Source organism: Leptothoe sp. EHU-05/26/07-4, assembly GCF_043421015.1.
GTDB lineage: Bacteria > Cyanobacteriota > Cyanobacteriia > Phormidesmidales > Phormidesmidaceae > Leptothoe > Leptothoe turfae.
In genome coordinates this window covers 895,301-907,919 of record NZ_JAXSQV010000003.1, presented here as the reverse complement: position 1 = coordinate 907,919, position 12,619 = coordinate 895,301, and the positions used below count along the sequence as shown (strand labels likewise).

General features: G+C 49.3%; 7 protein-coding genes. 2 read left to right on the top strand and 5 right to left on the bottom strand.

Annotated elements, in window-relative coordinates; genetic code table 11:
- Positions 1-52: 52 nt before the first annotated feature.
- From U2F10_RS11720 to U2F10_RS11705, 4 genes are all read right to left on the bottom strand, one after another.
- Positions 53-3,241 carry an efflux RND transporter permease subunit gene (locus U2F10_RS11720; RefSeq protein ID WP_163668556.1) on the bottom strand — a complete coding sequence of 1,063 codons (3,189 nt, stop codon included), beginning with the start codon at positions 3,239-3,241 and terminating at the stop codon, positions 53-55.
- Between the two features lie 84 nt (positions 3,242-3,325).
- Positions 3,326-3,997 carry a GUN4 domain-containing protein gene (locus U2F10_RS11715; RefSeq protein ID WP_163668554.1) on the bottom strand — a complete coding sequence of 224 codons (672 nt, stop codon included), beginning with the start codon at positions 3,995-3,997 and terminating at the stop codon, positions 3,326-3,328.
- A 54-nt stretch (positions 3,998-4,051) separates the two neighbouring features.
- The gene (locus tag U2F10_RS11710; RefSeq protein ID WP_163668552.1) at positions 4,052-5,353 is read right to left on the bottom strand and encodes an efflux RND transporter periplasmic adaptor subunit; all 1,302 of its coding nucleotides are present in this window, start codon (positions 5,351-5,353) and stop codon (positions 4,052-4,054) included.
- A gap of 490 nt (positions 5,354-5,843) precedes the next feature.
- Entirely contained in the window at positions 5,844-6,704 is an 861-nt protein-coding gene (locus U2F10_RS11705) for an AraC family transcriptional regulator (RefSeq protein WP_499872167.1), read from the bottom strand.
- 163 nt (positions 6,705-6,867) lie between these two features.
- Here U2F10_RS11705 and U2F10_RS11700 point away from each other — a divergent pair, with 163 nt between their 5' ends.
- Together U2F10_RS11700 and U2F10_RS11695 are read left to right on the top strand one after the other, a co-directional pair.
- Positions 6,868-8,835, top strand: coding sequence for an ATP-binding protein (locus U2F10_RS11700; RefSeq protein ID WP_499872165.1), 1,968 nt, complete (start codon positions 6,868-6,870; stop codon positions 8,833-8,835).
- Positions 8,836-8,892: 57 nt separating this feature from the next.
- Positions 8,893-9,537: a response regulator transcription factor gene (locus tag U2F10_RS11695; protein WP_163702684.1), complete on the top strand. Its 645-nt coding sequence runs from the start codon at positions 8,893-8,895 to the stop codon at positions 9,535-9,537.
- A 261-nt stretch (positions 9,538-9,798) separates the two neighbouring features.
- On the opposite strand, the gene U2F10_RS11690 is transcribed toward U2F10_RS11695, so the two are convergent.
- A complete protein-coding gene (locus U2F10_RS11690; protein WP_499872164.1) occupies positions 9,799-12,561 on the bottom strand; it encodes a protein kinase domain-containing protein in 2,763 nt (920 codons plus the stop codon).
- Between the last annotated feature and the right edge of the window lie 58 nt (positions 12,562-12,619).

The following is a 12,619-nucleotide window of genomic DNA, read 5'->3' as shown; positions in this document are numbered from 1 at the left end:
TCTCCTGTTTGTAATTACCTCAACGATAGACAAACATCTGCCGATTGTGTGTTTATTTGCGAGCCGCAAGTGCCATCTCAGGTGTCGCTTCTGTAGAAACCTCTGGTGGCATCGGTGATAGGTCACGACAGTTATCCTTAAACCGGCAAAAGAAACTGACAATGACGATATAGAGCACTGGCACAACAAACAGGCTCAACACTGTGGAGACGATCATGCCACCAAAAACAGCAGTGCCTAGAGATTGACGACTGGCGGATCCGGCTCCTGTGGCAATGACTAGAGGAAAAATCCCCAACAGGGTGGAAATGGCAGTCATGATAATGGGTCGCAACCGTTGCTGAGCAGCTTCTACAGCTGCACGTACAATGGATAAACCTTCATCTCTTAGCTGATTAGCAAATTCCACAATCAGAATTGCGTTTTTACTGGCTAAACCAATCAGCATTACCAGACCCACCTGGCAATAGACATCGTTTGGCAATCCCCGCATAGAAATCGCCAGCAGTGCACCCAACATGGCCAGCGGTACCGCCAACAAAATAATCACTGGGTCAATAAAGTTCTCATATTGGGCCGCCAGCACCAAGAAAACAAAAATAATGCCCAAACCAAAGATAATCGGAGCCTGGCCACCGGATTCTAGTTCTTCTAAAGAGATACCGGACCATTCAAACCCCATGGATGTGGGCAGGATTTCACTGGCGATGCGTTCCATAGCTGCGATCGCTTGTCCAGAACTGTAGCCTGCTGCTGGCGAACCATTGATTTCAATAGAACGAAACAGATTGTAATGATTGATGGTTTGGGGTCCCGTAGTGGGTGAAATGGTCACCAAAGTATCCAGAGGGATCATCTCCCCAGTCTCAGACCTTACATAGAGATTGCCAATATCGCTAGGATTCGAACGAAACTGGGCATCGGCCTGCATGTAAACCCGATAAGTCCGGCCAAAGGCATTGAAATCGTTAACATAGCGCGACCCCAAAAAGCCCTGTAACGTATTGAGAATCTCATCAATATTCACCTGCATCGCTTTTGCCAAACTGCGGTCAATATCCACATCTAACTGCGGTGCATTGGCCGTGTAGGTAGTAAAAACATTCTGCAATTCTGGAGCTGCATTGGCTGCTGCCACAAGTTCATCCTTAGCCTGCATAAATGTTTGCAGATCGTTATTGCCCTGGTCCTGTAGCTGAAAGACAAAACCGCTAATGCTGCCTAATCCCTGAATAGTCGGGGGATTAAAGGCAATCACATTGGCTTCCTTAATCTGACCAAACTGTGGCCACACCTGACCCAGTACAGCCTGAGCCGATTGCCCTTCCCTCGGGCGCTCACCCCAGGGAATCAGGGGAGAAAAAATCACACCGTTGTTGGGAATATTACCGCTAAAACCAAACCCGCCTAAGGAGAAGGTACCCTCCACTTCAGGAATACCAAGATACGTTTGATCTACCTGTTCAATGATGTCACTGGTGTAGTCTACCGAAGATCCTTCGGGTCCCTGCACCAGGCTAATTAAATAGCCCTGGTCTTCCTCTGGCAAAAACGCTGTCGGTACTGAGGTATAAAGCCAGGCTGCCACACCCAGGGCGGCAACAAACAAAATCAGCACTGTTGTTTTTAGGCGAGTGAGGCGTCCCAAACTCACTTGATAGCCATGACGCATAGCATCAATACCGCTATTTACCCAACCAAAAAATCGCCCCAGCCAACCACCAGGCTGTTGCCCTGAACGAATTAACAGCGCCGATAGGGCAGGGGTCAAACTCAGAGCATTAAACGTGGAAATAGTAACAGCAAAAGCAATGGTTAGAGCAAATTGGCGATAAAGCTGTCCTGTCGTCCCCGGAAAAAAGGCCACTGGAATAAATACAGCTAACAGCACTAGCGAGGTGGCAATCACCGCCCCTGTCAGCTCACGCATGGCTTCAATCGCAGCCAGGTGGGGCCGCATACCCTTATCCTGGATTTTGCCAGCAATGTCTTCTACTACAACGATGGCATCGTCCACCACCATCCCTGTCGCCAGAATTAAACCAAACAGGGTGAGACTGTTGATGGAGAAATTAAACACTTTAATAAAGGCAAAGGTGCCGATTAAGGCCACCGGAATCACCACCGCAGGAACAATGGTGGCGCGCCAGTTTTGAAGAAACAAAAACAGTACCAGCACCACCAAAATAATTGCCTGAAGCAGGGTACTGACGACCTCTTTTCTAGATTCCACTACAAATAACGAAGGGTCGTAGGGGACTGCATAGCTCAACCCTGGTGGAAAGTCTTCTGCCAGATCAGCCATGGTGGCTTTAACCGCATTGGCAGCTTCTAGAGCATTGGTGCCGGGTGTTTGTACAATCTGATAGCCAATCGCCCCCTGCTGTCGATAGCGGGCAAACGTGTTGTAGCTTTCTGCCCCTAGCTCGGCTCGACCAATATCGCGAAAATAGACTAGATTGCCATCATCTTCAGTTTTGATGACCAGGTTTTCAAACTCGCTCACCTCTTCTAAACGACCCTGGGTGCGCAGGGTTAGCTGATAGCTGAGGCCATCTTCCGTCGGCGGTTGACCAATACTGCCTGCCCCCACCTGCAGGTTTTGTTCTTGAATAACATCCACCACATCTTCGGTGGTAATATCACGAGCCGCCATCCTAGCTGGGTCAAGCCACAGTCGCATAGCATAGCGCCGTTCACCAAACGGCTGTATCTGAGCCACACCTGGAATTCGTCGTAGGGCATCTAGCACGTAGAGATCAGCGTAGTTACTAATAAAGTTGTCGTCGTAAAGACCTTCCTCTTCGCTGTAGATGGCCATCCCCACTACCACGCTGCTGGATTGTTTACGCACCGTAACCCCGGTCCGCTGTACTTCCTGAGGTAGCTGGGGGGTGACAATGGAAACTCGATTGAGAACGTCGACAGCTGCAATATCGAGGTCGTAGCCCTGACGAAATGTGATGGTAATTGAACTCGTGCCATCATCACTGCTGGTGGAGTTCATATAGCGCATACCGCTAACGCCGTTAATCTCACGCTCTAGTGTGGTGGTTACGGTTTCTTCCACCACTTCGGAGCTGGCACCAATGTAGTTAGCGCTGACAACCACCTGCACCGGACTAATGTCAGGATACTGTTCCACAGGCAGCGTCGGAATCACGATGGCCCCCACCATAAAGATGATGATAGAGAGCACCATGGTGAGCACAGGGCGGCGAATAAAAGTTTCGACAAACATGGGGCGATCAGGGGAGGGGGGAGAAGGGGAAAAATCTTGTAGGGGCTGTGCCTTGTGCCTGCCCCGCTATGCCGAAATTTTCTTCTACATATCGCAGGTAATTAAACGATTGAGAAAGTAATTTGTCATCCGAGACCCGTAGGGAGAATTCCACCAGCGAGATGGATGGCACCCCTTAGGTGCGTTGAGAGAAAAATCCAATTCATCACATTTGCGCCAGCGATTCCCGGTAGGAGTTTGTTCACTAACGCCTTCACGCCAGCCCAAAGCAGCACCCCATCGCTGGGTAAGCTGCAGGTCTTCACCGATGGTGCTTTCCAGGCTACCGCCTAACTCCTGGTAAATTTGCAGCTGCACACTAAAGCCAAAGTGTCCTTCGCTGTAGGTGGACCATAGACGGTCAATTACTTGCAGCTCACCACAGGAGAAGCTACGAATTTCGCGGGGGCTGAGGTCTTCTAAGTCGGAGACACCAGCAATATCGGCAATCAGCCGAACAGTTTCTTTGTCAGCAGCAAACCATTCCTGATTGGATAGCTGTTCGTGCAGGGTTTCGTATCGGTAGAGATCGCCCACCACCATTAAGCGACGTTCGATCTGGCGCACCTGTTGGGGCAGCTGGGATAGCTGACTGATTTCTTCACGCAGCGCTGAGATCTCACCCATCATTTTCTGAATGGCGAGGAGTTCTGGACTGGGTGAGCTGTCAACGGGGGTGGTTTGGGAGGGATCCTGTTGGGAGTTGGGGGAGGTCATGGGGAGTGGGGGAGAGTTTTGAATTGTGAACGGGGGCTCCAGGCTAAGTGCCTATTAGTTGGCTGAGGTGGAGTTGTCCGCAGTGACGGGTGCGCCGTCGGATAGGCGTAAAATGCCGGCGGTGATAATGGTTTCTCCTGTGTCTACACCGCTGATGATGTGATAGCGATTGTTATCTATGGTGCCAAGCTGGACCGGGCGTTGAACGGCAACAAATTCGCTATCACCTTCTGTGGCCGACTCCATCACGAATACAAAGCTTTGGCCACCGACACGGGAGATGGCGGTGGTGGGCACCATAACGCCGGGAGATTCGTCCCAGATAACATTGGCGCGAACAAACTGTTCATCCCGCAGTTGTCCATCGGGGTTAGGGAAACTTGCCTTAGCCAGGATGGACTGGGCTCCTGCTTCCACCCGCTCGGCGACAAAGCTGATGCGCCCTGTTACTAAGGGGTCTAAACCTTCCTGGGTACGAAGTTCTACGGGTAAACCTGCTCGCAGTTCGTTGCTACGTTCTACCGGAATCGAGAGACGCAGATCCATAGTTTGATTGCTGGTCAGGGTTGTGATCATCTGTCCGATGTTGACGTAGTCACCGACTTTGACGGGTAAGTCACCAACAACTCCATTGATGGGGGCGACAACCTGATAGTCGGATAGGTCTTCAGTGGCAACAGCAGCATTGGATTCTGCTCGACTTAAAGAGGCACGGGCTTCTGCCAGGTTGGCACGGGCAGTTTGAATACGACGCTCGGCTGCTGCTAGGGCTGCGATCGCAACATCCCGATTTCGCGCCACCTGGTCCAACGACTGCTGCGCCAGAGCTCCCGCATCTACTAAAGATTGTGTACGCTGATATTCAGTGTCCTGCAACGCCCGTTCAGCGATAGCACTATCCCGATCCGCTTCTGCCTCTAAAATTTCTGCCTGGGCTGCACTGCGTGAGGCGCGAGCCACTTCAATGTCAGCAATAGCTCCACTGACAACCGCTGCGGGACGGTCTGGGCTGAGCTGCAAAATCGGCGTCCCCGCTGACACCCGATCACCTGCCACCACCAGTATTTGAGTAATACGGCCCTCGACTTCAGGCCGCAGCATTACCCGTTCCTGAGCTTCCAGCGCGCCAACAAATTCTGAGAATTCTTTTACGGGGGCAGAGCGCGCTGTTTCGGTTTCAACGGTGGTGGATTGGGCTGCGATCGCGCCAGGTACTACATCCTGCTGAAATCGGCTCCATAAAAACCATCCACCCGCCAGTCCTAGAAATCCTACTAATAACCAGAGCCATCCTCGATGACGGTTACGGCCAAGACCAGACGATGCGGTTGGTGTAATCGCAGATTGTGTTTCCATGACTGTCTTTGCTCTGAAAGGGTGGATAAAATTGCAATAATTTTGTTGTGAATGCAAAAAACACTTTCTTCGACAATTTTCGACAATTAGACAATTATAAGGATCTTAAACAACCTAAAGTAACGTTAGCAGATCTGAAGCAACTGTGGAGGAATCCCTCGATACATAGGTTACGCCCCTGACTGTAACCAGTAAGTGTGCAGTGTTACCAAGTTTTTATTACAAGAAAAGAAATATAAATTTTGCCAAATTTTTGACTATCACTCAAAACTGAGTCAGGTCATTTTCCATCTAAGTCATTACCAACTCAAGGTACTAAGCGTTCTCGATCATGGATAGAAGATTCTTCCATAATTGCAATAAATGATGCGAGTGGTTGAGCCAAGAGCTTGGCATCGGGCTCAAACAGAAAGGCTTAGCTCTGACCCACCCGATATCGAAGAATATCAAACCCTAACATCGAAGTCTTGAACATTCTTGCGGTTTTTGATCATTTTTGTCGCAAATAGCGGCCTGGCGTCACCTGCAAGAATCGCTTGAACTGCCGTGTCAGGTGACTTTGATCGGAAAAGCCAGCATCTTCGGCCACTTGCCTGAGTGACAAGCCTTGGTGTAGCAACTGTTTCGCGCGGTTAACCCGAGCCTGGATCTGATATTGATGTGGGGCCATACCCACCTCTTGCTGAAAGATATGGTGCAGGTGGTAAGGACTGAGCCCAACCAGCTGGGCCAGCTGATCAAGCGATACATTTTCAGTTAGATGGGCCATCAGATAGTCCTGCACTTGCTGAACACGGTGGCGATCTCGCTTAGGTGTCTGGGGTACAACGCGTTGTTCTGCATGCCGTTGGATCAGCTGATTGAGACATATCGATAGTAGGGTCGTGCGTTCAAGGGTGCTAGTCTGTTGTTGAAAGGTGCCAAAAAACTGCAAAAATTGGGTGGCTAAGGTGCGATCGTAAATGACTGGGTTATCAAAAAAAGGTAAACCAGTAGAAGACCCTGATAAGGCCGTAAAAACCTCAGACAACCGATCAGGATGAATGTAAAGCATCCAATAGGTACGATATTGTTCGAGCCAGGTCTGTTTACGAGTGGTGGCATGTACCTCCCCCGAATGCAGGAGACTAAAGTGCCCCATCGGTACCGGATGTCCCCCGCCTCGATAGAAGTACCCTCCGTTGGTATCCTGACTAAACCCCAGTTGATACTCTGGATGACAATGTTTGGGAATTGGGCCAGCGGGTCCGGGCACCAAGTGATACCATTCCAGCAAAATTCCCTCAAGCTGCCATGTTTTAATGGTGTGTTTCGCATTGGTAAGATTGGTTTCAAAATGGTTTTGATGCATACATAAATTTTCGAGAAGGGCATGTATATCACTTATCAAACCTAGCGTTGGGGAAATGTTCTAGACAGGAGTACCATGTTTTTACCTTTGCAGAATCGGGCAATCTGATGGCAAGCCAATGCTTGGCCAACTATTGTGATCTGAACAAAACCAGTCTGTGGGTATGCAACATCTTTTAATTATCGAAGACGACCAGGGAAAGCGTGCCGTCAATTTATATGCTGATTCTGGATCCATTGGTCGCGATGTCAGCAACTCAATTGTTCTCCATTCTAAAGAAGTCTCGCGTCAGCATGCCATTTTATTACGGGTGCCCCATCCTGGTGAAGATGACTACGGGTTTCAGATTATTGATGGCAATTTACAGGGAAAACCTAGCACTAACGGTTTGTTTATCAATGGCCGACGCTGCGATTCTCGTAATCTGCGCCACGGTGATGAAATTGTATTTGGGGCCAATGTGAAGGTGCGGTACCACACGGCTGCTGATAGTGAGGATGTGCAGTGGCTGCTCTCAGGCAGTGATGAAGCAGAAAAGTATATGGCCACACTCATTGCCGCCCCTGTGGATTCATCGCTCATGGCTGAATCAGATCGCCCCCAAGATGCTGTTATTGCTCGCCTGGCGTCGTTTCCTCAACTGTTCTCCCATCCAATTATTGAGCTTGCTCTAACAGGGGAATTGACCTACCTCAACCCGGCTGCCGTTAGCCAGTTTCCTACCATTAGTTTGGCCAAACTCAGCCATCCGATTTTAGAGGGAGTGATTGATGCCGTTCAGGCCGAGGAAAAACAACAATTTGTCCGCCATATAGCGGTCGGCGATCGGATTTTTGAACAGGCATTTCACTATATTCCCCAGAGCGATCTAATTCGCTGTTATTTAGTTGATATTACTGAGCGTAAACGGGCCGAAGCTGAGCTTCAAGCACTCCACGATGGCTTAGAAGCTCAGGTCAAGGAGCGTACCAGCCAGCTATGGGCAACCGCTGAGCATCTAAAACAAGAACAAAAAGCTCTACAGGCCAGCTATGCCACTAATCGAGCCTTACTCAATGCCATTCCAGATCCCATGTTTCGCATTAGCGACAAGGGTCAGATTGTGAACTTTAGTGAACCCAAACACCATACGTTGCCCTTTGCTCCCAGTGCTTGCTTAAAGCATTATTTAACTGATGTGCTGCCCCAGCCGGTGGCCGCAGCAATGCAGCAATGCATTACTCGGGCATTAGCAACTGAAGAAATTGAGGTACTGGAGTTTCAGCTAGCCCTTGACAGTGAAAATCGTGATTTCGAGGCACGTATTGTTAACAGCTCCCCGCAAGAAGTCATGGCAATTATTCGTGACATTACGAAGCGAAAACAGATTGAAACAGAAATTCGCCACACCCTGGAGCGGGAACGAGAACTCAATGAGATGAAAACCCGATTTGTGTCGATGACATCCCATGAGTTTCGCACACCTCTGACAACAATTTTGTCATCGGCAGAACTATTGAAATATTATGGTGGACAGTGGGAGATTACCAAGCAACATCAGTATTTACAAAAAATTCAAACAGCTGCCACCCATATGACTGAGCTATTAAATGATGTGCTATTAATCAACAAAGTGGAGGCTGGTCGGATGGAGTTTAATCCGCAGCCGCTGGTGCTTAGTGAGTTTTGTCAGGAAATTATTGAAGAATTGCAAATTACGACGGATCGCCACAGTTTGGTGTTGCGATCGCACCTGCCCAACACATCCCATCACATTGACCGTAAACTCATGCGCCATATTCTGACTAATTTGTTGAGTAATGCCATCAATTACTCCCCTAGCGGTGGTGAAATTCTGGTTACCCTGGAGACCACAGACCATGATCTGACCCTATCGGTGCAAGACCACGGCATTGGTATTCCAGAAGCAGCGCGTCCGACACTCTTTGAATCATTTGTCCGGGGGCCTAACGTTGGCACAATTTCAGGGACCGGTCTGGGGTTGGCCATCATCCAAAAATCCGTAGAATTGCACCATGGACAGATCACCTTTGACAGTACCGTTGGTCAAGGAACGACGTTCGTGATTACGCTGCCTGTGATTTCTCTGAGTAACCCAACCACATTCTCGGGCAACCTAATAAATGCCTAGGGCTCTGTATTTATCTATCCATCAGTCGAACATATTAGGTCTACCCGAGAAAACGTAATGATTAAAATTTTAGTAATCGAAGACGAAGTAGAAATTCGTTCAAACCTTTTAGAATTACTGACATTAGAAGGCTACAATGTTGTTGGAGCAGACAATGGCATGACTGGCTTACTAGGAGCCTTTGAGCATTTGCCAGATTTAATTATCTGTGATGTCATGATGCCTGAACTTGATGGCTATGACGTGCTACGGGCCCTACGTCAGGAACCTAAAACCATAGCAACTCCCTTTATTTTTCTGACCGCCCTGGCAAACAAAGGAGATGTGCGTCAGGGGATGGTGCTGGGGGCAGATGATTATTTGACCAAGCCCTTTACCCGTGCAGATGTGTTAACTGCCATTAAAAGTCGTTTGCAAAAGCAGGCTGCTTCACAAGCTCAATTGTTAAAGTTGCAACAAGAGATTCAGCTATTCCGTGAAGGTCTTAGTGGCAATCAGGTAGAATTACTGACCAATATACGGCAACACATGAAGGAGGCAGCCACCAAATTAGAGATTGTTGTCAATATCCTGAAGGCATTACCCCCTAGTGAGCAACGAGAGCGTAGCATTGCCCTTGTCCAGAATGTCTGTGCTTCCGACATTAAAATATTGTCTCAAATTCCAAATTTTGAATATTTATTAGAGACAACATCAATGTAATGTACATCAACAATGTGTTGATCCCTGTAGTTAAAATATTCAGCTAAACTTAGCTCCAATAATAGCAACAACAACAATAACAATGATTAATGCAGCTATCATCAAAAATGCAGTTGTATACATAGGACATTAAAAGATAAACTGTATCAGATCACACACTTTATCACCATATCAGTATTTTGTTCGATTTTCAGGAAAGGTGGTAAAGTTCACCTTTTTTTGACAGTTCAGAGTTTTGAGTTCCCTTGAGGTCGCAGACAACTAGGTATTCTCTTCTCCAAAAGAGGCAAAATGCTCAAGCAAGAGTCGATGCATAAATATATACCCACCCCCCACTTTTTGGAGAAAAATGCTATCAGCAGCGTAATCCAGGAACTTACGGTAGTTCCAGGGAGTCGTGCCACTCAGGGTTAGAATTATTCGGAGCAGGGTGTGTTTGATCAGGGCTTCACCACCACCCGCGGCAAAGCCAAAAGCCAAACCGGTCGCAGCCCAAAATGAGGCTTTGGTATTGCCAATTAGAACTCCAGGTACGTACAGCGTAACCATGGATATCAGGGCAAATAAGGTGGAATTGCGGGCTGATTGCCAAATGCCATCATTGGGACGACTGGTATTGCCGATGCGTTTGCCGCTGAAGCCACGAATCAGGCCAAATGTGAGACCCAGGGTGGCCCCAAAAGCCAGACCGATCAAGCTATGGTTGGCGAAACAGGTGCCATTACGAAGGCAAGCGCTATCGCCAAATATAAACCCGAAGCCCACTTTGAGACTCCAGCCAATTAAGGGGCCTAAACTCAGCCCCAGCAATAAGTTATTGCGAGCTTGTCGCCAGGACCAGCGCAATGTCTCAGCAGGGGTGATGCGATAAACACCAAAGATGCGGCTACAAATCAGGCTACCTAAGCCAACGGCCAACAGTAGTCTGTCCCAAGCGAGCACCTGAGCACCCAGGAGAGTGGCGATCGCAAAAAAGCTACACCACAGTCCAGCCACATAACAACGTCTCAGCTTTGGGGCCAGCCAATCGGGTTGAATCCGTTCAATTAGAAGAACAGTTTGGGATGTGAGCACCAATTGCTGTGCCAGAGACGTTAACCAGCCCTGGATTTGGGCCGTGCTGTAGAGAGGGTGCCCAGGGCGATGGGTCAACATCCGCTGAATGTAGGCATCAAACAACTGATGTTGATAATCTCCATGGTGCGGCTTATGGCCCAATCGCAAAATCTCGTCAGACGATACTCCCTGATAGGTGAGCACCATAATATTCAAAATCAGTGGCGAACGGGCCAACTCCATCAGAGAGGTTGTGGCATCTTGAACAGCGGCATTTTGTTCTAAAAGAGATTTTAAGCCAGTTAACCCCTGCTCAGGACGATTTAGATACGCTAAAATCTGTTCATCGGTGAGGGGGCGCAGGTAAAGAGCAGCCTGAAATTCAAGCTTTTGGGGTAGTTGCTCATAGTCACGAATGCGACAACAAACCACCATTTCAGGACCATAGTCTCGATGGAATTGGTTTAAAGCCTCGATACAGGCGGTGCGACGGTCAGGTGCCACTTCATCCAGGCCATCTAACAGCAATAACAACTGTTGTTGATCTACCCAGCGTCGACCAATGGCCTGAGGTACCTGATATTTGCTGTTGAGTTCTTTAACCAGCCATGGAGCAATTGCGCCACTGCGCCATGACGAGAGATTGAAGATCACCGGTAACCGCTGTTGCTCTTCAGCCCGATCGAGCAATTTGCGGGCCAAACTCAGCAGTGTGGTGGTTTTGCCAGCTCCTGGTTCACCCAAAATTAAGAGAGTGCGACCTTCGCCAATGGCATCAAAAACATGGCTGACCTGGGTACCTGCTGGCAACGGTTGGGGCGACTGGCCGGGAGTAGCGTAGGTAATTTGCCAGGGAAGTGAGATCGCATCGGGTCGTTCTTCTAACCCTAAATTCAACAAAACTTGACCGTGGAGAGAGCGATCCAGAACACCTTCGATCCAGAAACGGCGCACCTTATTGAGTAGAGCCTGACGATTCCGATGGGTTTGTTGGGAGTACGAATTGGCGAGAGCGAAGTTAGACGTGCCCTCCACCGAACAATGAGAAAGCGACGTAGGTTGGGTTGCCCCTAAGAAACCCAACGTGCCTGCTAATGCCTCCTTTCCTGGCAAAGGGCTTGTCGGCAACACTGTCGGCCCAGACCCAGACGCTACCTCCGATGTTTCTAGCCCATCAAATAGCGTTTGAAACACCTGTAGCGCTTCCCCCGCAGTCCCATACCGTTCACGATGGTCCAAATGCACCAACCGGTCGATAAACTGGGCCAGCTCCTGGGGGACACTGACCCCCACACGGGCACAGGTGGCAGGGGTGCCAAAGCCCATAGGATGCCGTCCGGATAGCGCCTGGAGCATCACCATCCCCAGGCCATATAGATCACTGCCAAAGCAAGGATGGGCCGCTTGCTGCTCTGGAGCCATATAGCCCAAAGAACCAATGGCAACGGACAAGTCTGGGTTGGGTGATGCTTGCAGTGCTTTGACCGCACCAAAGTCAATCAGCACTAGCGGACCTGCGGGTTGATCCGGCTCCTGCCGTCGCAAAATATTGCTAGGTTTAATATCGCGGTGAATGACCCGCTGGCTATGGACGGCAGCCAATACCGTCAGCAGGCCTTGCAGATCCTGGATCACCTGCTCCACCGCCATGGGGCCAAGGGCAAATTCGTCCGCCAGGGACTGCCCTGGAATATATTCTTGTACCAGGTAAAGTTCGCCCGCTTCTTCTATGTGGGCGAGTAATCTTGGTATCTGGGGATGTTCCCCCAGCCGATAAAGGGTTTCAGCCTCCAGGTTAAATAGCCGCTTAGCAACCTCAAGGGCATCCGTGTGGATGGGATTGAGCTGTTTAACCACACAGATAGGATGGCCGGGCAATTGCTCATCGTGGGCCAAGAAGACTGTACCAAAGCCGCCTTGACCCATAGGTTTATCGATGTGATAGCGATGCGCTAGGCGCTGCACCATAGTGATTTGTGGCGTTGCTGAGCCACGATGGTAGTCAATCTGTCAGCGTCTGACAAGT

What these genes read in the sequence shown, in the direction of transcription:
- U2F10_RS11720 (WP_163668556.1), bottom strand. Translation starts at nt 3,241, where the DNA reads ATGTTTGTCGAAACTTTTATTCGCCGCCCTGTGCTCACCATGGTGCTC.
- U2F10_RS11715 (WP_163668554.1), bottom strand. Translation starts at nt 3,997, where the DNA reads ATGACCTCCCCCAACTCCCAACAGGATCCCTCCCAAACCACCCCCGTT.
- U2F10_RS11710 (WP_163668552.1), bottom strand. Translation starts at nt 5,353, where the DNA reads ATGGAAACACAATCTGCGATTACACCAACCGCATCGTCTGGTCTTGGC.
- U2F10_RS11705 (WP_499872167.1), bottom strand. Translation starts at nt 6,704, where the DNA reads ATGCATCAAAACCATTTTGAAACCAATCTTACCAATGCGAAACACACC.
- U2F10_RS11700 (WP_499872165.1), top strand. Translation starts at nt 6,868, where the DNA reads ATGCAACATCTTTTAATTATCGAAGACGACCAGGGAAAGCGTGCCGTC.
- U2F10_RS11695 (WP_163702684.1), top strand. Translation starts at nt 8,893, where the DNA reads ATGATTAAAATTTTAGTAATCGAAGACGAAGTAGAAATTCGTTCAAAC.
- U2F10_RS11690 (WP_499872164.1), bottom strand. Translation starts at nt 12,561, where the DNA reads ATGGTGCAGCGCCTAGCGCATCGCTATCACATCGATAAACCTATGGGT.